The organism is Paraburkholderia tropica (genome assembly GCF_900109265.1).
Taxonomy (GTDB): domain Bacteria; phylum Pseudomonadota; class Gammaproteobacteria; order Burkholderiales; family Burkholderiaceae; genus Paraburkholderia; species Paraburkholderia tropica.
The window spans coordinates 1-23,836 of the sequence record NZ_FNZM01000031.1 but is presented as its reverse complement, the minus strand read 5'-3'; the positions used below and the strand labels follow the sequence as shown (position 1 = coordinate 23,836).

Genomic DNA, 23,836 nt, shown 5'->3' with positions numbered 1-23,836 from the left:
TATTTGCGAACGGCCCGCGTGCGGCTGCGTTTTCGCCTGCGTTTTCGCCTGCGTTTTCGTCTGCGTTTGCACCCACGTTTGCGCCCACGTTTGCCCTCGCATTCGTGCCGCTTTCGCGCGTCCGCCCCATGCGTTCCGATTGCGCGCGCGGCCCGGCGCGCGACTCCCCGACTCCGTTTCCCCTGCCACGACGCCTGGAAAGCCATGCCCAGAATCCTCACCATCGAAGACGACGCCGCCACCGAGGCGAGCGTCGTCCCCACGCTCGCCTCCACCGGCTTCACCGTCGATGTCGCCCGCTCCGGGCGCGAGGGCATCGCGATGGTGATGGCCGGCGACTACGACGTGGTCGCGCTCGAACGGCGCCTGCCCGATCTCGACGGCCTCACCATCGTCACCACCATGCGCGGCGTGGGCATCGAAACGCCCGTGCTCGTCATGAGCTCCACGACCAGCGTGGAAGAACGCATCCAGGGCCTGCGCGCCGGCTGCGACGACTACCTCACGCGGCCCTTTTCGATCGATGAAATGTCGGCGCGCGTCGAGGCGCTCGTGCGCCGCCGCACGCGTCCCACCACGACCGAAACCGTGCTGCGCGTCGGGCCGCTCGAACTCGATCTCGTCAAGCGCAAGCTCACCTGTCGCGACAAGGTCCTGCGTCTGCGTCCGACCGAGCTGCGTGTGCTCGAATTCATGATGCGTCACGCGGGCCAGGTGCTCACGCGCACGATGATCTTCGAAGGCGTGTGGGGCGGCCGCTTCGATCCGGGCACCAATCTCGTCGACGTGCACGTGGGCCGCCTGCGCAATCGCGTCGATACGCCCGGCGAGCCCTCGCTCATCCGCACGATCCGCGGCTCGGGTTATCTGCTCGGTTGACGTTTTCGATCGCATGGCATACGGCTATTTTCCTTTTAGCGTTTCGTAGTCCTTTTTTTTAAAAAAACCGGCCGATAACTAAAACTTGTTTCATTTGTCTGGTTGCCGGACGTTACAACCCGCCCGCCACAATACCGGCGTCGGACTCCCCCGAGGAGGGCAAGCCTTGCCCGCTTTCGCCACGAGGGATCCGACGCCGATGTTCTGAACGGAGCCCCTTCTGATGCTGAAAATCGTCCGGCTGGCCTTGAACCGACCGTACACGTTCATCGTGCTGGCCCTGCTGATCCTGATCGCTGGCCCGCTCGCTGCGTTACGCACGCCAACCGATATCTTTCCGGATATCCGCATTCCCGTGATCAGCGTGGTGTGGAACTACGCCGGTCTGCAACCCGACGACATGTCGGGCCGTATCGTCACTTACTACGAGCGCACGCTCGGCACGACCGTCAACGACGTCGCGCACATCGAATCGCAGTCGTTCCGCGGCTACGGCATCGTGAAGATCTTCTTCCAGCCGACAGTGGACGTGCGCACGGCCACCGCGCAGGTGACCTCGGTGTCGCAGACCGTGTTGAAGCAGATGCCGCCCGGCACCACGCCGCCGCAGATCCTGAACTACAACGCGTCCACCGTGCCGGTGCTGCAACTCGCGCTCACGAGCAACACGCTCAACGAGCAGCAGCTCGGCGACTACGCGACCAACTTCATCCGCCCGCAACTGCTCTCCGTGCCCGGCGTGGCGATTCCCACGCCGTACGGCGGCAAGACGCGCGAAGTGCAGATCGACCTGAATCCGCAGGCGCTGCAGGCACGCAAGCTCTCCGCGCAGGACGTGGCGAACGCGCTCGCGCAGCAGAACCAGATCATTCCGGCGGGCACGCAGAAGATCGGTCAGTTCGAGTACAACGTGCGCCTGAACAACAGTCCGCTCACGATCGACGCGATCAACAATCTGCCGATCAAGACCGTGGACGGCGCCGTGATCTACATGCGCGACGTGGCGCACGTGCGCGACGGCTATCCGCCGCAAGGCAATATCGTGCGCGTGGACGGCCACCGCGCGGTGCTGATGTCGATCCTCAAGAACGGCTCGGCGTCCACGCTCGACATCATCGCGGGCGTGAAGGCGAAGCTGCCGCTGATCGAACAGTCGCTGCCGCCGAGTCTCAAGCTCGTGCCGCTCTCGGATCAATCAGTGTTCGTGAAGGGCGCGGTGAGCGGCGTGGCGCGCGAAGGCATCATCGCCGCCGCGCTCACCTCGGCCATGATCCTGCTGTTCCTCGGCAGCTGGCGCTCGACGCTGATCATCGCGGCGTCGATTCCGCTCGCCGTGCTCGCGGCCATCGCGGGTCTCGCGGCCTGCGGCGAAACGCTCAACGTGATGACGCTTGGCGGCCTCGCGCTCGCGGTGGGTATTCTCGTCGACGATGCGACCGTGACGATCGAGAACATCAACTGGCACCTGGAACAAGGCAAGGACGTGCGCAGCGCGATTCTCGACGGCGCCGCGCAGATCGTCATGCCCGCGCTGGTTTCGCTGCTGTGTATCTGCATCGTGTTCGTGCCGATGCTGCTGCTCGACGGCATCGCGCGCTACCTGTTCGTGCCGATGGCCGAGTCGGTGATCTTCGCGATGATCGCCTCGTTCGTGCTCTCGCGCACCTTCGTGCCGATGATGGCGCGCTATCTGCTCAAGCCGCATGCGTCGCAAGGCCATGCGTCGGGCGAACTCGCCGCCGTGATGGCGCCGCATGGCGCGCACGATCACGTCGCGCCGTCGCGCAATCCGCTCGTGCGTTTCCAGCGCGGTTTCGAGCGCCGCTTCGAACGCGTGCGCGCCGGTTATCGCGGCGTGCTCGGTCTCGCGCTCACGCATCGCAAGCCGTTTATCGTCGGCTTTCTCGCGATCGTGATGCTGTCGTTCGCGCTGGTGCCCTTCCTCGGCCGCAACTTCTTCCCGAACATCGATTCGGGTGAAATCGAAATTCACGTGCGCGCGCCGATCGGCACGCGCGTCGAAGAAACCGCCGACCTGTTCGATCACATCGAAGACACCGTGCGCGAGGCGATTCCCGCCGACCAGCTCACGAGCATCATCGACAACATCGGCCTGCCGAACAGCGGTATCAACCTCACGTATAACAACAGCGGCACGATCGGGCCGCAGGACGGCGACATCATGATTTCGCTGTCGAAGGACCACGCGCCCACCGCGCAATACGTGAAGGCGCTGCGCACGCAGTTGCCGCGCCTGTTCCCGGGCACGTCGTTCTCGTTCCTGCCCGCCGACATCGTGAGCCAGATCCTGAACTTCGGTGCGCCCGCGCCGATCGACGTGCAGGTCAGCGGCCCGAACATGACGGCGAACCGGCACTACGCGAACGAACTGCTGCGCCGCGTGAGCAAGATTCCGGGCATCGCCGATCCGCGCATCCAGCAGGCGTCGACCTATCCGCAGCTCACCGTGGCCGTCGACCGTTCGCGCGCGGACGAACTCGGCATCACCGAACAGGACGTGACGAATTCGGTGGTCGCGAGCCTCTCGGGCACGAGCCAGGTATCGCCGACCTACTGGCTCAATCCGAAGAACGGCGTGTCGTATCCGATCGTCGCGCAGACGCCGCAGTACCGCATGACCACGCTCTCCGACCTGCAGAATCTGCCGGTCACGAGCAAGGGCGGCGGCTCGCAGATTCTCGGCGGCATCGCCACGATCACGCGCGGCACCGCCGACGCCGTGGTCTCGCACTACAACATCGAGCCGCTGTTCGACATCTATGCGACCACGCAGGGCGCCGATCTGGGCGCGGTGTCCGCGCAGATCCAGAAGGAGATCAAGGCCACCGTGAAGGACGTGCCCAAGGGCTCGACCGTGACGATGCGCGGCCAGGTGCAGACCATGAACAGCGCGTTCGCGGGCCTGCTGCTCGGTCTCGCGGGCGCGGTGCTGCTGATCTATCTGCTGATCGTCGTGAACTTCCATTCGTGGGCCGACGCGTTCGTGATCGTCTGCGCGCTGCCGGCCGCGCTCGCGGGCATCGTCTGGATGCTGTTCACCACGCACACGCCGCTGTCCGTGCCGGCGCTCACGGGCGCGATTCTCTGCATGGGCGTGGCGACCGCGAACGCGATTCTGGTGGTGTCGTTCGCCCGCGAACGCCTCGCCGTCACGGGCGACGCCATGCGCGCCGCGCTCGAAGCGGGCTTCACGCGCTTTCGCCCCGTGCTGATGACCGCGCTCGCGATGATCATCGGCATGGCGCCGATGGCGCTCGGTCTCGGCGACGGCGGCGAACAGAACGCCCCGCTCGGCCGCGCCGTGATCGGCGGCCTGATCTGCGCGACCTGCGCGACGCTGCTCTTCGTGCCCGTGGTGTTCAGCCTCGTGCACCGCAACGACAAGCGCGATGACGACAACGACATCGCCGACGCATCCCACCATTCGGAACACCTTGCCCTCGAGGGAGAATCCCATGTCCACTGAAGTCGACATCGCCTCGCCGCAACCGCTGCGCCATCTGAAAACCGTCGCCGCCGTGGCGCTGCTGGTCGCCGCCGGGATCGTCTCCGGCGGTCTGTTCAGCCGCGTGCACGCGCATCAGGAACTCACCTCCTGGACCGACGCGCAGGCCGTGCCCACGGTCGCCACCGTGCTGCCGGAACCGAGCCCCGCTTCGCAGATGCTGGTGCTGCCCGGCCATCTGGCGGCCTACATCAACGCGCCGATCTACGCGCGCGTCTCGGGTTATCTGCACGCCTGGTACGCCGATATCGGCACGCACGTGAAGGCCGGGCAACTGCTCGGCGTGATCGACACGCCCGATCTCGACCAGCAATTGCAGCAGGCACGCGCCGATCTGCAGAACTCGATCGCGAACGAAAAGCTCGCGGCCACCACGGCGAAGCGCTGGACCGAAATGCTCAAGCAGGATTCGGTCTCGCAGCAGGAAGCCGATGAAAAGACCTCGGACCTGATCGCCAAGCAGGCGACCGTGGAAGCGAATCAGGCGAACGTGCGCCGTCTGGAAGCGCTCGAATCGTTCAAGCGTTTGACGGCGCCGTTCGACGGCGTGGTCACCGCGCGCAAGACCGACGTGGGCGCGCTGATCGACGCGGGCAGCGGCAGCGGTCCCGAACTCTTCACGGTCTCGGACGCGAGCACGCTGCGCGTCTACGTGAGCGTGCCGCAGAGCGACGCGGCGTCGATCCAGCCCGGCATGCACGCGACGCTCACGGTGCCCGAGCGCCCCGGCATGAAGTTCGACGCCAAGCTCGTGGACACCGACCAGTCGATCTCGCCTGCTTCCGGCACGATGCTCGTGCAGCTCGCCGTCGACAACAAGCAGGGCCTGCTGTTCCCCGGCGAGTACACCGAAGTCCATCTCGCGATGCACGGCGACGCGAACGCGCTGTTCGTGCCCGCGAGCGCGCTGATCTTCCGCGCGCAGGGCATGCAGGTCGCGGTGGCCGGCGCCGATCACAAGGTGCAGCTGCGCGACGTGACCATCGGCACCGATCTCGGCACGCGCGTGCAGATCATCGCCGGTCTCAAGGCGGGCGAGCGCGTGATCGACAATCCGCCCGATTCGCTCGCGAACGGCGACGTCGTGCGCCTCGCGGCCACGGCGGCGACGAACGCGCCGGGGGCGGCGAGTGCGGCGAATGCGTCCGCGAACACCCCCGCGACCCAGGCCACGCAAACCGCGCAGACGGCGGAGCCGGCGCATGGTTAAGGCGTCCGGTTTGCACACCAAAGTGCGGCTCGTCGCGCTTGCGGGCGCGATGCTGCTGAGCGCGTGCTCGTTCGCGCCCACGTATCACGCGCCGGCCGCCGCGATTCCCACGCACTTCAAGGAAGCCGGCGACTGGCAGACGGCGCAGCCCGCCGACCAGATGCCGCGCGACGGCTGGTGGAAGGCGTTCAACGATCCGATCCTCGATCAGCTCGAACCACAGGTCCAGAAGGCCAATCCGAACATCGCCGCCGCGCTCGCGCGTCACGACGAGGCCGATGCGCTCACGTCCGAGGCCCGCTCGGCGCTGATGCCGACCGTCGGGCTCGGCGCACAGGTGCAGCGCGACCGGCAGTCGGCGCTGCGTCCGCTGCGCGGCTCCGACCAGCCGAACGTGTACGAAACCAACACGCTCGGCGTGAGCATCGGCTACGACCTCGACCTGTGGGGCAAGGTGCGCAACGAGGTGAAGGCGGGTCAGGCGAACAGCGAGGCGAGCGAAGCCGATCTTGCGTCGCTGCAACTGAGCCTGCAGGCGAAGCTCGCGACGACGTGGTTCGACCTGCTCGGACTCGATCAGCAGTCGCGGCTGCTCGACGACACGATCGCCGCCTACCAGCGCGCGTTGAAGCTGACCGAGAGCCGTCATCGCGGCGGCATCGCCTCGGACCTCGATGTGTCGCGCGCGCAGAACCAGCTCGCCGCCGCGCAGGCTTCGTCCGACGACGTGAGCGCGCGCCGCGCGCTTTACGAGCACGCGATCGCCACGCTCGTGGGCGTGCCGGCTTCGGAGTTCAACGTCGCGCCCGACACGCTGCGTCCGCGCCTGCCGAACCTGCCCGTCGGGCTGCCTTCGGCGCTGCTGCAACGGCGTCCGGACATCGCCGCCGCGGAGCGTCGCGTGGCCGCGGCGAATGCGGAGATCGGCGTGGCCAAGGCCGCGTTCTTCCCCGACATCTCGCTCGATCTGCTCGGCGGCTATCAGAGCGACACGTTCAATCCGTGGCTGTCGGCGCCCAACGAGATGTGGGCGATCGGCCCGTCGCTGATGGAAACGATCTTCGACGGCGGCCGCCGCGAAGCGCTCGTGCGCGGCGCGCGCGCGAAGCTCGCGGAGAGCGGCGCGGACTACAAGTCGGTCGTGCTCAACGCGTTCCAGCAAGTGGAGGACAACCTCGCCCTGCTCCATCACCTCGGCGACGAAGCGCAGCGCGAGAACGAGGCGCTCGACGCGGCGCAGCGCACGCTCACGCTGTCGATGTCGCGCTATCGTGACGGCGTAGTGAGCTATCTCGACGTGGTGACGGCGCAGACCACCGCGCTCTCGACGCAGATTTCGTCGCTCGAACTCGACACGCGGCGGCTCGACGCCACGGTCGGTTTGATCCAGGCGATCGGCGGCGGCTGGAGCACGAAGCAGCTCGATGGCGATACGGCGGCGGCGGCCTCTCCTGCCTCTTCGGCTACGAAGGCCGCTACCGCGATAGCACCCGCAGCGACGAAAACCGAAGCGAGCGCCGCCGCGCCCGCGAAGGCCTCGTAACGCGCCTTCATCGGTTCATCACTGCGTCGGTTCATCGACGCAGCGCCCCAAGCGGCGCACGCGGCACGCCACACAGAGTGGGCGCGCCGCGTGCGCCGCTTTTTCGTGGGCGGCCGCGCGGCCGTCGGTCGGCGATGTCATCGCACGGTCATGTAAGGCAGCCATCGTTTCGCCGACACTCCACGAAGCTTGCGACGAAGCGTGCACGATCCGCCGCGCATTTTTCGCACGGCAGCGCTCGCTTCGTCGCTCCATTCACGAGGCGATGGCAGATGACCCAGAAAAACAGTCCCGACACCGAGAACACCGGCAGCAACAACAGCAGCACCACCGGCAGCTACCTCAACGCGGAAAATGCCGCGAACGTCTCGCGGCGCGGCTTCCTCAAGCTCGCGGGCGCGTCCGGTTTCGCGAGCGCGGCGGGCGCCGCCGCGGCGCTCGCGGGCGTCGCGCGCGCCGACACAACCACGCCCGACGGCACGCCCGAGCAGATCCACCTCACGTGGGGCGCGGACCCGACGAGCGAAGTCGTGATCTCGTGGGCCTCGCTTGCGGCCGCCACGCATCCGCGCGTGAGCTACGGCGCGGATCGCGGTCGCCGCGAAACCGTCGACGCGCTCCAGCGCACCTACACGGACGGCCTCACCGGCGTGGTCGTGTTCACGTATCACGCGCGCCTGCGCGGCCTGCACGCCGACACGACCTATCGCTACGAAGTCACCGCCGACAACGACAGCCGCGCGGGCAGCCCCTTCAACGCGACCTTCACGACCGCGCCGCGCGGCCGCAAGCCGTTCCGCTTCACGAGCTACGGCGACCTCGCCACGCCCAATACGGGCTGGGTGCTGTCGTCGCCGCAAAGCCGCTTCGCCGTCGAAGCCGTCGAGCGCTTCCAGCCGCTCTTTCACCTGCTCAACGGCGACCTCTGCTACGCGAACCTGAACCCCGCGCATCAGACCGAGGTGTGGCGCGACTTCGGCAACAACGCGCAGACGTCGGCCTCGAACCGCCCGTGGATGCCCTGCCCCGGCAACCACGAAATCGAGTTCTACAACGGCGCGCAGGGGCTCGACTCGTATCTCACGCGCTACACGCTGCCCGACAACGGCTCGCGCTTCGCGGGCCGCTGGTATCGCTTTCGCGTGAGCAACGTGCTGTTCATTTCGCTCGACGCCGACGACGTCGTCTATCAGGACGCCGCCGCCTTCGTCGCCGGCCCCGCGCCGCTCGTGCCCGCCGCGAGCACGGGCAACGCGCCTGTCGCGCCCGGCACGTCGTTCTACGTGCGCGGCTACAGCAACGGCGAGCAGACGCGCTGGCTCGAACGCACGCTGAGCGAAGCCGCGCACGACGAGGACATCGACTGGATCGTGGTGCAGATGCATCAGGACGCGCTCAGTTCGTCGAAGACGGGCAACGGTTCGGACAAGGGCATCCGCGAGGTCTGGCTGCCGCTGTTCGACCGTTACGGCGTCGATCTCGTGGTGTGCGGCCACGATCACGACTACGAGCGCAGCTATCCCGTGCGCGGCTGCAATCATCATGCGGGCACCGATGCCAAGACGGGCGCGCCCGTCGATACGCTGCAGCCGAAGCCGGTCACGCACGCGCAATCGGCGGCCAACACCTTCGACACGCGTCACGGCACGATCCACCTGATTCTCGGCGGCGGCGGCACCAGCGCGCCGCTCGACGTCTACGGCGTGGACGCGGGCAACGGTCTGCCGCAGGCGCAGATCTTCACGAAGCCCAATCGGCCGGTGGCGGGCGCGACGGCGGGCACCTTCGTGCGCCCCGCCGCCGACGCGGTCGAGGACGCCATCTGGTCCGCGCAGCGCGATACGGGTACCGGTTATGGGATCGCGGTGTTCGACGTCGATCCGGGCGCGCATGGCGGCAAGACCACCATCATGATGAACTACTATCACGCGCCGGGCGCCGACCAGACGCCGACGCCGAACTACGAACTGTTCGAGACGATCACGCTCGAGAAGTCGCGCGGGTAGTCGCGCGGGTAGTCGTACGGGTCGCTGTACTTCCGCGCCAAAGAAAAAGCGCCGCGATGTGCGGCGCTTTTTTCATTGATGCGCACGGCAAGCGGCGCGCGTCGTCACGCCACGCCGGGCGCCGCCGCTTCGTACACGTCGATGCGCCTGGGCACGAGGCCGAGTTCGAGAAAGGTATCGGCGATCTTCTGCTGCTCGCCGAGTATCGCCTTCGTGATCGGCACCGTGCCGAACTGCGTGCGCGCCACGGCCTGCTCGACGATCGGCGCGGGCAGGCCCCAGAGCTTCGCCAGTTCCCCCGCGTACTCGCTGCGATGCTGCTTGCCCCAGTCGTCGGCCTTGGCGATTTCGTCGATCAGCGTGCGAATCACATCAGGGTTGCGCTTCGCATAATCGAGCGACGAAAAATAGTAGCCGCGATTGCCGACCACGCCGCTCGCGTCGGCGAGCACGCGGGCGCCGAGCGTCGCCTGCGCCGCCGCGTAGAACGGGTCCCAGATCACCCAGGCGTCGATCGAGCCGTTCTCGAACGCCGCGCGCGCGTCGGCGGGCGCGAGAAACACCGGGCGCACGTCGCGGTAATCGAGGCCGTGGTGGCGCAGCAACTGCACGAGAAAATAGTGCACGTTGCTGCCCTTGTTGAACGCCACGCGCTTGCCCTTGAGATCGGCGACCGTGCGCAGCGTCGAATCGTGCGGCACCAGCACGGCTTCCGATTGCGAGCGCGGCAGCGTCGCGGCCACGTAGGCGAGCGGCGCGCCGGCGGCCTGCGCGAAGATCGGCGGCGCGTCGCCGACGTCGCCGAAATCGATCGAGCCGACGTTGAGCGCTTCGAGCTGCACCGGGCCCGCGTTGAACTCGGTCCACGTGACCGATACGCCGAGCGGCGCGAGCCGCGTTTCGAGCGTGCCGCGGCCTTTCAGGATGCTCAGCGCGCCCTTCTGGTTACCAATGCGCAAGGTGGGCGCGCCGCTCGCCGCGAACGCGCGCGAAGGAGCGAGGGTGCCCAGCAGCGGCAGCGCCGTCGCGGCGGCGCCGAGCGAGAGTTTGAGGAAATCGCGGCGTGTGCTCATGGGATCGGATCGGTTTTCGGATTGGCTGTTATCAACAACGGCATCGGATTGAAAGGTCCGATCGATTCTACGAAGCCGCGCGCCGATTCAGAACGATTGAGTTTTGCGATTCAAATCAGCCACAGGACTTAAGCATCGCGCTTTCTCAACGATTCCTCGCTCCCCGATGAACGTTTCTTCATATTGCTGCATCGGGTTCGATAGGCTGACCTAACTATTCTCTCTCTACCGGGATGCGATTTATCGCATTCGCTTACCGGCCAATCGAATATGTTCTCTGGAGGATAGTCCCATGAAATCGCTCATGATCGTTGCTGCGCTCGCCGGTGCCTTCGTCACCACGTCCGCCTTCGCGCAAACCACCAATCCCGCCGCGTCGCAAACGCAGACGCAAACGGCGGCCGCCACGCAAGTCGCCGCGACGAGCACCGCGCCCGTCGCGCAAGCCGGCGGCTGGGTAGCGCCGTATGGTGAACCGGTGCATCAAAAGACCCGCGCCGAGGTGTATCACGAACTCGTGCAAGCCGAGCAGGACGGTCAGCTCGCGTACCTCAATTCGACGCTCTACGCGCATTGAGCCCTTGCTGCGCGGTGTTTTCGCGCACATCGGCACGCAGACAAACGGCACGCGAGGTTCGCGTGCCGTTTCTTTTTGGGGTGCACAGGTGCACGGCGCATCGCGCGCACGTGACCTCAGTTCCCACAGATGGTTACCTTGCGCTTGCGCGGCGCGAAGTCGGATGGGCGATCAGGCGCGCGCGCCGTTCGCGCCCGGCAGCGTGAGTTGATAGCCGTAACGGCTGATGGTTTCGATGCGCATTTCGATCGCTTCGCGTTCGAGCTTGCGGCGCAAGCGCGAGACGACGAGATTCACGGTCGACGGATCGATATCGTCTTTCTCGGGCCACGCATAGCGGATCATCTGATCGCGCGGCACCGGCATGTTGGCCTGGCGCAGCAGGCATTCGATCAGCAGATATTCGCGCCGCGTGAGTTCGGCGCGGCGCGCGCCTTCGACGATCTCGCGCGTGCTCGCGTCGAGCAGCGGCGTGGCCGCCGCGTTGTCGGCCGCCGGCGAAACCGCGAGCGCGGGTCCGATGCGCAGCAGCGCGAGCATGCGCTCGTGCATTTCGATGAACGAGAACGGATAGCGGAAGCACGCATCGGCGCCCGCGCGCAGCAGTTGCGAGCGGTCGTGCGCGCTCGCCTCGATGCCGAGCACGGCGATGATCGTCGCGCCGTTGGTGACCTTCGCGAGCGAGGGCAGGAGCGCGTGCAATTCGGGCAGCAGCGCACGTTCGAGCGCGACGGCGATCACCACGTCGAACGGTTCTTCGCCCGCGACGTAGAGACCGTCGCGCAGCTCTTCCGCGCGTTGCAGACTGTGCGCGCTTTCCTGCAGGGCCTTTTGCAGCCACGCGGCTTCGGCGTGGCTCGGCGAGATGAGGAGAATGCGCATGGGTTCTTCTTGTGGGTGACGACGGTCAGGTGAGCGCACGCGGCCAGCATTCGACGCTCATGCGCACGCCGGGACCGCCCGGGCGGCGAGGTGCGCTTTGCGGGGCGTTGGCCTGGGTGCCTTCCGGTGTGCCTTCAGCTGCGCCTTCGTGCGCTTGCGCGCCGGCATCGGACGCATCAGCTGCATCGATTGCATCGTGGGACCTGGCGAACTCGGGCGCGTCGTCGATGCGCAGCGTGAAATCGTGCACGCGCATCACGGCGGCCACCACGCTCAGCCCGAGGCCCGAGCCGGCGATGTGACGCACGGCGTCGCCGCGATAGAAACGTTGCAGCACGGCCGCGCGTTCGGCGGGCGCGATGCCGGGGCCGTTGTCGGCGACTTCGAGCTGCGGACCGAGCGGCGTCGCGCGCAGCGTCACGCTGACGACGCCGCCTTCCGGCGCGAACTTGATCGCATTGTCGATCAGATTGCTGAACGCCTCGAACAGCAGCGCGCGGTCGCCGTGAATCTCGCTCACCGTTTCCGCGCTCACGCGCCATTCGATCTCGCGGCTTTCCGCGAGCGGTTCGTACAGCTCGGCCAGTTCCTGCACGAGCGACTGCAGATCGACGGTCGCGAAACCACCGCGCCGATGCAGCGTGCCGATCTCGGAGATGCGCAGCATCGCGCGAAAGCGTTCGAGCAGCTGGCCGGTTTCGGTGCGCGCGCGCTCGAGCATGTCGGCGCCTTCTTCGTCGGCACGCAGGCTTTCGCGTTCGGCGATGCGCGCGAGCAGCGTGTGCAGATGCACGAGCGGCGTGCGCAGATCGTGCGCGATGCCGTCGCACGCGCCTTTCACTTCGCTCATCAGCCGCTCGATTTCATCGAGCATGTGATTGACGAGATGCGCGAGCATGTCGAGTTCGTCGTCGCCGCCCACGGGCAGACGCTGGTCGAGATCGCCGCGCGCGATGCATTGCGTGACGCGGCGGATTTCGCGCACGCGGCGGATCTGCCGCATGCCGAGCACGAGACCGCCCGCGGCCGCGCCGAGCAGCGCGAGCACCGCGCCCACGGCGAGCGTGCGCACCACGAATTCGCGGATCTCCAGCACGTTGGTCATGTCGCGCGTCACCACGAGGCGCATGCCGTTCGGCCGGATCTCGCCCATCGCGCGCACGATCGGCGACTGTTTGCGGTCGCGCAGCTTGAGCGTGTGCTTGAGCGTGCAGCCCACGCGGTCGTAGGTGATGTTGGGCGGCACTTCGAGCAGGTCGCCGGCCACGTAGCGGCCGTCGGCGGTGAACAGCCCGTAGTAGTTCACGTGCATGCGTTCGTGCTCGAGGCGCTGATAGATCGCGTCGGGCAGTTGCGCGTCGGGAATCGAATCGAAGTAGATGAGCTGCCAGCTCATGATCGAGTCGGTGTCGCGTTCGATCGAACTGGTCGCGCTCCACGCGATGAAGCCGACGAGCAGCGTGAGAAATACGCCGAACATCGCGGTGTAGGCGCACAGCCAGCGGAACGTCGTGGTGTGCCAGCGCCGGCGCGGCATGGCGGGCGCGGCGGCGGGGGAGGGACGGCTGGACACGCGGGATTATCCGAGAATATAGCCGGAGCCGCGCACGGTCTGGATAAGCGGCGGCACGCCCGGCGGATCGATTTTCTTGCGCAGGCGGCCCATGTGGACGTCGATCAGATTGGTGCCCGGATCGAAGTGATAGCCCCACACGGCCTCGAACAGCATGGTGCGCGTGATGGTCTTGCCCGCGTGGCGCATCATGAATTCGAGCACGCGGTATTCGGTGGGCAGCAGCGCGACTTCTTCGCCGTCGCGGCGCACCTTGCGCGAAATGAGGTCGAGTTCGAGCGGCCCGACGTGCAGCGCGGTTTCGCGCGCGACCGTCGCGGCCTGGCGGCGGCGCAGCAGCACTTCGAGCCGCGCCGTGAGTTCCTCGGGATCGAAGGGCTTGGTCAGATAGTCGTCGCCGCCCGCGCGCAGGCCGCGCACGCGTTCGTCCACGTCGCCGAGCGCGCTGAGCATCAGCACCGGCGTCTGGATGCCGACCGTGCGCATCGCCGTGAGGATCGACAGGCCGTCGACGCCCGGCAGCATCCGGTCGAGCGTGATGGCGTCGTATTCGTCGCTCATCGCGCGCGCCATGCCGTCGCGGCCGTTGTCGACCCAATCGACGGCAAAACCGCGCTGTGTCAGTTCACTGACGATTTCGTTGGCTGTGACGGCATCGTCTTCCACCGTCAATACACGCACCTGGCTCATGTCCTCGCACTCCGCCGCGCGCCCTCGCGCAGCCTCTCTCGAAATGCAAGTTTACCGTCGTGAGGCCGCCGTGCCGCGTTGGCTTTCATTAAATTAAATTTAAGTTTGCAAACAGCGAAACAGTGGCGGCGGCGGGCGGGCACGCCGACACCGGCTTGCAACGGGCTTACGGACCGACCTCCCTACGTCGGCGCGGGCGCGCCGCGCAGATCGAGCTGATAACCGAAGCGGTTGATCGTCTCGATCTGCGTGCGCGCGCCGTGCGTGATGAGCTTGCGGCGCAACCGCGAGACCACCAGATTGACGCTCGACGGCTCGACGTCGCCCTTTTCCGGCCACGCGTAGCGGATCAGCTGCTCGCGCGCGACCGGCGCGTTGGCGTGCCGCAGCAGGCATTCCACGAGCAGATATTCGCGCGTGGTCAGCGAGATGCGGCGCTCGTCCTCGACCAGATCGCGCGTGAGCGGATCGAGCCGCGCCGCGCACGGACCGGACTGCGCGAGCGCGGTCCGGCGCAGCGCGAGCATGCGCTCCTGGATTTCGAGGATCGACCAGGGCTGCACGAAACAGGCGTCGGCGCCCGCGCGCAGCAGTCGCGCGCAATCGGCGGGCGTGCCGCGCGTGAGCGCGATGACCACGGCGGGCGCGTCGGGCAGACGCGTGAACGAGGCGAGCGCGTCGTGCAGGCCCTCGGGCGTGTTGACGCTGGCCGCGCACAGGATCACCGTGTCGAACGGCTCGTGAGAGGCGAGATAGACGGCGTAGTAGAGGTTGTCGGCAACCTCGACGCTATTGAGGCTTTCGCTCAGCGCCTTGTATAGATAGCCCCGCTCCGCGTCGGAGGAGGAGCACAGCAGAACTCTCATTGATAACGCGTATTGGGCCAGGAGTGGAAGGGCCAGCAGTCGATGGCGACCGTGGTGCCCGTGGAGATGGCTGCTGTCGTGGGCGCGTCGGCGAGCGTGGCTGCGCCGGCCGGCGACGCGGTGTTCGTCGCGTTCATCGTGCTCGTTGCGTTCATCGTGCTTGCGGCGAGCGTCTGCGGATCGGCATCGCCGATCGACAGGCGGAAGTCATGCAGACGCAGCACGGCGGCCACGATGCCGAGCCCGAGTCCGGTGCCCGGCACGTGGCGCGCGGCTTCGCTGCGGTAGTAGCGGCCGAGCACGGCGTCGCGTTCTTCGGGGGCGATGCCGGGGCCGTTGTCGGTGACGCTGAAGCGCGGCCCGGCGTCGCTCGCGCGCAGCGTCACGCTGACGAAGCCGCCGCGCGGCGCGAACTTGATCGCGTTGTCGAGCAGATTGCTGAAGGCTTCGAAGAGCAGCGCGCGGTCGGCGTGGATCGGCGCGACCTCGGCCACGGCGATGCGCAGCTCGACGTCTTTCTCCTCGGCGAGCGGCGCGTAGAGATCGCAGAGTTCGTCGACGAGCGCCGGCAGCGCGACCTGCGCGAAGCCGCTGCGCCGCTTGATCGCGCCGATCTCCGAGATGCGCAGCAGCGCCGCGAAGCGCTCGAGCACCGTGTCGGCCTCGTTGCGCGCATCGACGAGCACGTTCGCGATGGCCGGCTCGCCGCGCCGCTGCATCGACTCGGCCGCGTGCGACAGGCGTAGCCGCAGCCGCGTGAGCGGCGTGCGCAGGTCGTGCGCGATGCCGTCGCAGGCGCTCTTCACTTCGGCCATCAGGCGTTCGACTTCGTCGAGCATGCGGTTGACGAGGTCGGCCAGCATGTCGAGTTCGTCGCGGCCCGCGACGGGCAGACGCTCGCCCAGCTCGCCGCCCGCGATGCGACCGGTCGCGCGACGGATCTCGGCGACGCGCCGGATCTGCCGCATGCTCAGCAGCAGGCCCGCGCAGAGGCTGCCGCACAGGCACAGCAGGCCGCCGCCGAACAGCGCCTTGAGCAGTTCGTCGTGGACGTGGTGGACATCGGTCAGCGAGCGCGCCACGACGATGCATGCGCCGTCCGCCCGCACTTCGCCCATCGCGCGCAGGGCGGGGACGGGCGTGCCGGTATCGAGGCGCACGGTCTGGCCGCTCGCGTGTTCGTGCGAACGGCCCCAGGGATCGAGCGTCAGTCCGGCGGGCAGGCTGTGGATGTCGCCCGCGAGCCAGCGGCCGTCGGGCGCGAACAGACCATAGAAGTTCTCGCGACGGTTTTCGCGATGCAGGCGCGTGTCGATGGCGGCGGCGAGCGCATCGTCGCTGCGCGAATCGAAATAGCGCAGTTGCCAGCGCAGGCCGCTGTCGGTCTCGCGGATCATCGCGCGCGTGACCGAGAACTCGATGAAGCCGAGCAGCACCATGAACGACACCGAGAAGATCGCGGCGTACGCGGCGAACCAGCGGAACGTGGTGGTCTGCCAGCGATCGTGGCCGATGGCCGCCGGGGCGGCGCCCGAGCGCGGCGCTTCCGGTACGAACGCGCCCGCGCGGCCGGCGACCCAGCCGGGGAGATTCATCGCGTGCCTCGCGCCGGCGCGTGCAACGCCGTGCCGCGTGCGAAGCATGCGGCGCGTTCTGCGCTTGCTGTGCGCCCGGCGTATCCGGCCCGCGATCGCGGCGTGAATGCGCTGACTGACATGATGACCTCCCCGATGGCTTGCTCCGCCGACGACAATCGATCGTCGCGCGACGGTCCGATCAGGACGGTTGCGCGCGTGCCCGGTCATGATAGTGGGGGCTTCACCGCGCAACGGCATCAAGACCATGAAGAGCGAGTCATGTTCTTACCGGCGGTTGACGCGTAGCTGTCAGTTTGTCAATGCGGGGGAACGCGAGGAGGACTTGGGTGCAGGGGCATCGATCGGCGTGCGAGGCTGCGCCGGTGCTTTTCGCCAATGTTCGGCTCGCGATCATCCATGAACGTTGTTTCATCCTGCTGAGCGGATTGCGAAGTGAGCGGCTGCTTATTCTGGATTTCGCATGGGTGTCTGTACGGATGGGGATCGGGCGTAGCGGTGCTGTGCATCCTGCTCGGCCTTGTCATCGCCATCGTCATCGAACCGGATACCGATGTGTTCGTCCAGTCCGCTCACATTCAAAGGAGACAGCCGTGAAACCTCTGCTCAAGTTCGCGTTACTTCCACTCATCGGCGCGGCGAGTGCGAGCGCCTTCGCCGCCCCGCATCTCACGCCCAGGGAATGTCATGGCTATCCGTTCGTGCGGCCCGCGCACGAGGTCACGCATCAACAGTTGATGCAGGAGCTTCACGACCTGTCGCTGGTCGGTTACGACGAGCACGCCGTGGACAACGATTACCCATCCGATCTGCAAGCGGCCGAGCAACGGCTGGCCGAGCTTTATCGGCAGGATTGCGGCGCGCGCCATACCGCGTCGACCGCGCAACCGACTCGCTCCGCTCAAGCCGATTGATCGATTGATTGATGGGCGACGGTGCGGTCGCCGTCAGGTCACCGCGCCGGATTTAGCAGTGCACCTTCAAGGTGACCACCGGTCCGCAATGAGGTCGCGCTGCGCTTTTCTTCTCCTCCGATCGCTATTCATCACTCTCGATCCCATATTCGGGTACCTGGCCCGGGTAACCGGATATGGGAACCGGCTACCTTTACTTGAACTCCGCAGCCGCAAAGGTCAGTGTGATCGGCAAAGCCGCAGCTCAAACGCTCCCATAGGCGGTGACCTCATCTGCAGGTTTTCTCCCATAACTTGCAACCACACCAAGTCTCCTCCTTAATAATCAATGTGTTAGTACGTATACTGAAAGTGGTTAACGAGGTAAACACGCCAAGGTAGCGCAATGTGGGAGCCTTCCAGCGGTTCACGCTCACAAGGTTACCCGCTATGGGGCCACGGAAGTTGGTGATCACTTACATTTGCAAAGGGTACCGGTTTTGGGAGACGTCTCTCTTATCGGACGCGGGTTTTAGTGTTTACCAAATACGCTTTAGAACCTTTAGTAAACCTTTAGGCGGCTGGAATCCTTGCCTGGCGTGGGTTTGCGGCCGAAAAGGTGCCGCACTATGGGGACTGCGGTACCGGCTATGGGGGCTCGGGGTTGTGGATATGGGATTTCGGTGCCCGCGGATGGGGATTTGAGGGTGTGGATATGGGAGCAAGGTCGCCCGGTATGGGAAAAATGCCCGGAAAGTCCTCAAGTCCACGTTTATGGGAAGCCTCGAAGGTCGCGTTTTATGGGACTTCTTGACTGCGTCGAGCCTGATTTCAGTCGCTAAATGGCCCGATTGGGTCACGTGTTATGGGAGATTCGAAAGGTAACCCCTTATGGTGGGCGTCGATTGACGCTCACACAGGTAGCCGAGATCGCATTTCCCGTGAACTCCAGCTGACGTGACCTGGAGAACAGGGCCTTTTCAAGGGTATCCAGTTATGGGATCGATTGAAGGTAGCCAGTTATGGTGGATCGAACGGCATCGACGTGCTGGAAACGGGCCGGTGCGGGCTGTTTCAGGTCGCCATTTATGGGGACAAGCAAAGGTTACCGCCAGTGGGACGATTCTCCAGTGCGAGGCACGGCAGACGTCGACCGCGCCTGAATGGCCAAAATCCCATATCCGTGCACCTGTGGGTAACTTTATTTTGGAAGTGAGTACTCACATCCTTGCTAAAGGTTGCCGAATATGGGACGAGAGACGAGCGTTTCAGTCCAAAAGGTCACTGGATTTGGGATCGTTTCGTTGCAAGCTGGTCCGGGAGGAACTCGGCCCGGCGGGCTTCCCCACCGGGTTGAGTACCGTATCTGTCAACTTTTCCGACACACGATGTCGTGCTCTCGCACAGACGCGACGGCGGCCTTGAGTCACCTGGTCGCTTGGTATACAGTTACCAACCGACCAGGTTCCCTTTTTACGTGGGTCATATGGCAAGAAAAAAGGCCGACGCCGGCGATGCCGACAAGCAAGGCGCACTCGTATTTCAAGGCCAGCCGCCTGATCTCTTCCGCAAAGCGGTCCCCGCGATTCACATCGCCCCGAAGTCCGGATCGATCAGTCTCCAGCAGCGCAAGATGTTCAGCTCGCTGATCAAGAACGCGATCCGTCAGGACTCCCTCGAGCCCGGCCGCTCCTCGTTCGAGATCACGATTTCCGCCCTGTCGCAGGACGTCGATTTGAACAGCAACAACACCGAATACGTCAAGGAAACGATCAACTCGTTGATCAGCACGGTCGTCAACTGGGACTACCTCACGCAGGATAAACGCAGCATCTGGAAGGCATCCGGTCTGCTCGCGGGCGCCGAACTCGAGCGTTCGGTGCTGCGCTATACGTTCTCGGAACAGATTCGCGGCGAACTGCTGAATCCCGAAATCTACGCGATGATCGACATGCGGATCACGCGTCAATTCAGGAAAGCGCATTCGCTGGCGCTCTGGGAAAACGTCGTGCGATACGAAGCGGTCGGCGTGACTGCGCGCTTTCCGCTCGCGACCTTGCGCGATCTGATTCTCGGCCAGGATACGTCGGCGCAATCGTACAAGCTCTACAAGCAATTCAAGAGCCGCGTGCTGGTGCCGTGCATCAAGGAAGTCAACGAGATTTCGGATCACAACTTCGAGCTGATCGAGCACAAGGTGGGGCGCTCCGTCGTCGCGTTGCAGTTTCGCGTGACGCGCAAGCCGGAGACCGATCCGTCGCAAGAACTGCGCGCCAATGAGACGCTGCTGATCGGCGAGATGTCGAAGTTCAGTATTCCGGTCTCGGAAGCGCGTCGTCTGTTCAAGCAGTACGGCGAGGAAAAGATCCGCACCGCGGTGGCCTACACGGCGGCGCGCGTGGCGCAGAAGAATGCCGCGCCGCTCGCGAATGTCGCGGCCTACTTCCGCAAGGCGTTGATGCAGGGCTACGAGTTGCCGGGCGCGAATGCCGCGGCCGGCGCCGCTCCCGATGCAGGCAAGGCGCGCGAAAGCCAGGATCAGGTGAAGGACCGCTACATCGCCGCGAAGATCAACGAGGCGCGTTCGTACTTCAACGAGCTCGAATACGATGATCAGACGGCGCTGATCAAGCGCTACAACGAGACGGTCGGGATGGACAAGCTCAAGGTCTCGACGTCGAAAGTGCCGAGCAAGATGGCATCGACGAACTTCTTCCGTTGGGTTGTCCTGGACACCTGGGGCCAACCGACGGCGACCGATCTGCTCGAATTCCTGCTTAGTGGACAGCAAGGCTCGGGTGCCGGCGATACGCAAGCGATGGGCGATATCGAACTCGCGTTGAAGACGCGCGAAGAGTGATTGGCGAATCGGGGTAGTGGTTTTGCCTCGGCGCATATGGGCACCATCGAGATGCTCAGTCTCGCAATAAAATATGGCGAAATTTACCCAATAAAAATACATAGGTAAATTTCGCCCGCTCTATTTTCCCTGATCTTCTGATCGTTGGATGTTGCGTTGGCGGCAGGTTCGGATCGAGCACGGGTGTTAGCGCTCGTTTTGACGTGGCTGTAGATTCCTGACGAGTGGCGCCTGTTAATCTCCACGTGGAGATTGAGTTGAGTATGTGCCGCTGACGATAGTACGGCGGCATAGGCCTACGCAGCGTGTCTTTGAGTAAGCGCGTCTGGTTAAGTCGCGAAATCGTGGATGGCTGTTGTATTGTCGTGGTACGTGATTCTCCACGTGGCGAATCACGTACCACGTTCGAGGGCATCAAACCACACAGGTGATCTCTTTGATTTGATCCGCGCGATGATGGTCTGGCGGCGGCGATTTCCGGGATATTAGGCTGATGTGATCGCTTGATTGGCGCAAGCAGTCACTAGGCAGGAAAGCGCTGTTCTCCGCGTGGAGAAAATCTTCTGAATGCAATTGCATTAGGCAATCGATACGGCTTGAGACTAACCACCAAGCACATGTCCTGAGCGCCGCAACACAACTTAGGAATTCTGCGCCCCTGTTCCTTCAATCTCAAATCTATTTCAAACGAAGCGCGCTCTCCACGTGGAGATTGCCGTCCGTTTCACGCGTAAGCCGCGTTGACACTGAGACTCCCCAGTACGCACGCAATCTAGTCTGTTTCTCAATTCCGCATAGAACACGCAGGTCTGTGCAGATGGCGGCGCTAACCCGACCCCGAGCCCTTCGTCGCCAAAGCATGAGCCATACACCTGATCTCCACGTGGAGATCAGACCTACGCCCTTAGCCTTCGCCAATCCGTTCCCAACCGCCTCGGCGCCTACAAAAAATAGCAAAACCCATTCACTCTCTTATCCCAATGGCCATTTTGGTGGTGAACAGGCAACGATTTAAGCCTAGAAGCTAGAATTTACTTTAACTTGCCGTTAGACTCCCAAAAGACTTGCTGGAGAGTCTCCACGTGGAGATTGAGCGTGGTGCACTTCTCCGTTGAACTTTGCATGGAGAACCGAATGGGTCTGGTCATCGCCGTAGCGAACCAAAAGGGTGGGGTCGGCAAAACCACCACCAGCATGAATTTGGCTGGCGCATTTCAAGCCGAAGGCTACAAAGTCTATGTCGCCGACGCCGACGGCCAGCAATCCTGCATGAGCTGGTGCGCGGCTGCGGGTCCGGAAACACCGCTTCCATTCCGCGTCGGTAGCATCAACAAGCTCGAAAAAATGATCGGGCCTGAAATTGCCGCATTGGCGAACGACTACGACGTCGTCATCGTCGACTGTCCACCGAACATCAACGATCTCACGACCGCGCGCGTCCTCGCTGTTGCCGATGCAACCGTCATTCCGACTGACGCTTCTCCGATCGACATCTGGAGTAGCGAAGGGATGATGGAGTTGGTGGAGCGCACGCGCGTCGCGAATCCGGCCGGGAAATTCGCAATTTTGCTGAATAAATCGAATTCGAAAACGCTCCTGCATACGCAGATGAGCGCAATCCTGGCTGAGAGCAACGTTCGCGTGCTCGCTGCCACGGTCAAGCAACGCGAACTGTATCGTCAGGCTGCTGCACTCGGGCGCACCGTCTTCGACGTGCGGGGCGTTCGCGGGACGAAGATCGCCAAGGACGAGATCACGGCCGTCTACAACGAAATCATCGCGCTCGTTCAGGAAGAGGAGGTGGTCGATGGCAACTAAGCTCAATTTCACGAGCAAGGTTCGCGCGGGCATGGCGGTCGAGCGCGCTTCGGCTGGCGAGCGTCTGGCCGATGGCGACGTCGTCGGCATCGCGCAGCGCGACGCGGGCGCGGCTCCCGCCCCCGCCGAACAGGCTGCAGGGCCGACCGCGCCACAAGTCGCACCGCAACCGGAGATCGCCGCAGTCATCGAGACGGTGGCAACCCATGCCGTGACGCGGATCTCCGTCGATGACGTCGTGTCGAATCCGTACAATCCGCGCGCGTTCTATAGCGCCGAGACGATCGATGAACTCGCGGAGAGCTTCGCGAGCCAAGGTCAGATCACGCCGATTCTGGTCACGCGCCTGCCGCAGTTCCCCGGCAAATACGTGATCGTCGACGGTGAGCGCCGGATTCGCGCGGCCCGTTCGCGCGGCGACAAGCTCATCGATGCCGATGTGCGTGACGGCCTCGACAACCAGAATCTCTATCTGCGCGCGTATCACGCGAACAAGGAGCGCGAAGAGCAGACCGTTTTCGACGACGCGCTTGCATGGAAAAAGCTCCTCGACGACGGCGTCTATGTCGATCAAACCGAACTGGGCGTCGCTGTGGGCGAGGACCCGAAGCACATCAGCAAGGTCATTTCGCTGACGTCGCTGCCGCCGTATCTGCTTCAGCGCATGGCGCAGAATCGTCAGGACATCGGCCTCGGGCATGCCTACAACATCAAGCTGATTTTCGATCGCGCGGGTGCGAGCGTTGCCGAGCATTGGCTCGAACAGGTAATCGAAGGGAAGGCGAGCGTGCGCAAGCTCGAAGCCGCTGCGTCGGCCGAGGCGGGTGCTCGGCGCGTGGGTCCGCGTCGCACGCATTATCAATCGCGCGTGCAATTCAGCCGTCCGGACGGTGTGGCGCTCGGCGAACTGAAACTGTTCGGCGACGGTCGCGCGGAGTTGAACCTCAAGGGCATCGCCGCAGCGGATCAGCAGCGCCTGGCCGAACGGATGAAGGCGGTCATCGACGAATGGGCGTCGGAAATGGAGCCCGTCGCCGTCGGTTGAGCGGGCGTCTGGCAATAGCACTAGACGCACGAGGAAGAGGGCAGGGCCGTCAGGTGCCTGCCCTCTTGCGTTTCCAGGGCGGTTTGCGTGCTTTCGCATCGATTTTCCGCGTCTTGTGACGGCGAGGGTCGAATCCGTGGAACACCGACCGATCATTTTGAAATCGCCGAAAACCCCGTCAAATCAAGGGGATATGAGACAATTCCTAGAATGTTTCACGCTCAGACGCGTTTCGCTGAGGGTCAAAGTGGGTTTATCCGCACCAAGCGACACTTCCCGGCGCTCAAGGCATTGAAGTGTAATGATGTGAATGTATTTCGTAGTTATCTGAACATTTATGCGCGAATTACCCGTGGATTGACAATTCTCGCTGCCTACGCCATGCTTGTAGGAATGAACCGTCGCCAAAGCCCGATTTCGCTGATTATTCGCACCATTCCTCGAATGGTGGGTTAGCGTACGACTGGCAAAAACGACAACGACCCGCCCCACGAGGCGGGTTTTTTATTTCCGCCTCCTGGCTAAACAAGTATCACAAGAGACAGCACAGGAGCCGTCATGCAGGCCAATTCGCGCCAAACCGCACTCCAAGCCGACGCACACCACCCGCAGCAGACCGATTACCTCCGTTTGATCCTCACCGCGCGCGTCTATGACGCGGCCCGCGAAACCGAGCTCGAACCCGCGCCGAACCTCTCCGCGCGTATCGGCAACACGGTGCTGCTCAAGCGCGAGGACAACCAGCCGGTCTTCTCGTTCAAGCTGCGCGGCGCGTACAACAAGATGGCGCATCTTTCGCC

18 protein-coding genes are annotated in these 23,836 nt (G+C 64.4%); 12 read left to right on the top strand and 6 right to left on the bottom strand.

All coding sequences use genetic code 11. The annotated features are described in order from the left end of the window. Positions 1-204 precede the first annotated feature (204 nt). From BMY06_RS35020 to BMY06_RS35000, 5 genes are all read left to right on the top strand, one after another. Positions 205-879: a response regulator transcription factor gene (locus BMY06_RS35020; protein WP_065059892.1), complete on the top strand. Its 675-nt coding sequence runs from the start codon at positions 205-207 to the stop codon at positions 877-879. Between the two features lie 223 nt (positions 880-1,102). After that, entirely contained in the window at positions 1,103-4,366 is a 3,264-nt protein-coding gene (locus BMY06_RS35015) for an efflux RND transporter permease subunit (RefSeq protein WP_065059893.1), read from the top strand. Continuing rightward, entirely contained in the window at positions 4,356-5,615 is a 1,260-nt protein-coding gene (locus BMY06_RS35010; protein ID WP_074987477.1) for an efflux RND transporter periplasmic adaptor subunit, read from the top strand. Before BMY06_RS35015 ends, BMY06_RS35010 begins: the two co-directional genes overlap by 11 nt. After that, entirely contained in the window at positions 5,608-7,158 is a 1,551-nt protein-coding gene (locus BMY06_RS35005; RefSeq protein WP_074987476.1) for an efflux transporter outer membrane subunit, read from the top strand. The genes BMY06_RS35010 and BMY06_RS35005 overlap by 8 nt, the downstream gene beginning before the upstream one ends. A gap of 272 nt (positions 7,159-7,430) precedes the next feature. Further along, positions 7,431-9,164, top strand: coding sequence for a purple acid phosphatase family protein (locus BMY06_RS35000; protein WP_074987475.1), 1,734 nt, complete (start codon positions 7,431-7,433; stop codon positions 9,162-9,164). Positions 9,165-9,268: 104 nt separating this feature from the next. Here BMY06_RS35000 and BMY06_RS34995 read toward each other — a convergent pair whose 3' ends face one another. Next, a complete protein-coding gene (locus BMY06_RS34995) occupies positions 9,269-10,237 on the bottom strand; it encodes an aliphatic sulfonate ABC transporter substrate-binding protein (RefSeq protein WP_074987474.1) in 969 nt (322 codons plus the stop codon). Positions 10,238-10,529: 292 nt separating this feature from the next. On the opposite strand from BMY06_RS34995, the gene BMY06_RS34990 reads away from it, so the two are divergent. Next, on the top strand, positions 10,530-10,814 hold the full coding sequence (locus tag BMY06_RS34990) for a DUF4148 domain-containing protein (protein WP_074987473.1): 285 nt from the start codon (positions 10,530-10,532) through the stop codon (positions 10,812-10,814). 171 nt (positions 10,815-10,985) lie between these two features. Here BMY06_RS34990 and BMY06_RS34985 read toward each other — a convergent pair whose 3' ends face one another. From BMY06_RS34985 to BMY06_RS34965, 5 genes are all read right to left on the bottom strand, one after another. Next, complete coding sequence (locus BMY06_RS34985) at positions 10,986-11,696, bottom strand: response regulator transcription factor (protein WP_065059898.1); 711 nt, start codon at positions 11,694-11,696, stop codon at positions 10,986-10,988. Between the two features lie 25 nt (positions 11,697-11,721). Then, on the bottom strand, positions 11,722-13,233 hold the full coding sequence (locus tag BMY06_RS34980) for a sensor histidine kinase (RefSeq protein ID WP_074987472.1): 1,512 nt from the start codon (positions 13,231-13,233) through the stop codon (positions 11,722-11,724). Positions 13,234-13,275: 42 nt separating this feature from the next. Continuing rightward, a complete protein-coding gene (locus BMY06_RS34975; protein ID WP_065059912.1) occupies positions 13,276-13,950 on the bottom strand; it encodes a response regulator transcription factor in 675 nt (224 codons plus the stop codon). A 191-nt stretch (positions 13,951-14,141) separates the two neighbouring features. Next, positions 14,142-14,825, bottom strand: a complete 684-nt coding sequence (locus BMY06_RS34970) for a response regulator transcription factor (protein ID WP_074987471.1) — start codon at positions 14,823-14,825, stop codon at positions 14,142-14,144. Next, entirely contained in the window at positions 14,822-16,420 is a 1,599-nt protein-coding gene (locus tag BMY06_RS34965; protein ID WP_080180667.1) for a sensor histidine kinase, read from the bottom strand. The genes BMY06_RS34970 and BMY06_RS34965 overlap by 4 nt, the downstream gene beginning before the upstream one ends. A gap of 593 nt (positions 16,421-17,013) precedes the next feature. Here BMY06_RS34965 and BMY06_RS34960 point away from each other — a divergent pair. The 6 genes from BMY06_RS34960 to BMY06_RS34940 all read left to right on the top strand — a co-directional run. Beyond that, positions 17,014-17,334, top strand: a complete 321-nt coding sequence (locus tag BMY06_RS34960; RefSeq protein WP_065059902.1) for a DUF4148 domain-containing protein — start codon at positions 17,014-17,016, stop codon at positions 17,332-17,334. 1,465 nt (positions 17,335-18,799) lie between these two features. Further along, entirely contained in the window at positions 18,800-20,173 is a 1,374-nt protein-coding gene (locus BMY06_RS34955; RefSeq protein ID WP_065059903.1) for a replication initiation protein, read from the top strand. 1,134 nt (positions 20,174-21,307) lie between these two features. Next, positions 21,308-21,991 (top strand): ParA family partition ATPase, encoded by a 684-nt coding sequence (gene parA, locus BMY06_RS34950; protein ID WP_065059904.1) that lies wholly within the window; start codon positions 21,308-21,310, stop codon positions 21,989-21,991. After that, the gene (locus BMY06_RS34945) at positions 21,981-23,036 is read left to right on the top strand and encodes a ParB/RepB/Spo0J family partition protein (protein WP_080180661.1); all 1,056 of its coding nucleotides are present in this window, start codon (positions 21,981-21,983) and stop codon (positions 23,034-23,036) included. Before parA ends, BMY06_RS34945 begins: the two co-directional genes overlap by 11 nt. Before the next feature lie 87 nt (positions 23,037-23,123). After that, positions 23,124-23,492 carry a hypothetical protein gene (locus BMY06_RS39250; protein ID WP_124263366.1) on the top strand — a complete coding sequence of 123 codons (369 nt, stop codon included), beginning with the start codon at positions 23,124-23,126 and terminating at the stop codon, positions 23,490-23,492. Between the two features lie 102 nt (positions 23,493-23,594). Beyond that, on the top strand, positions 23,595-23,836 hold a 242-nt coding region (locus tag BMY06_RS34940), incomplete at its 3' end, for a pyridoxal-phosphate dependent enzyme (RefSeq protein ID WP_143064456.1).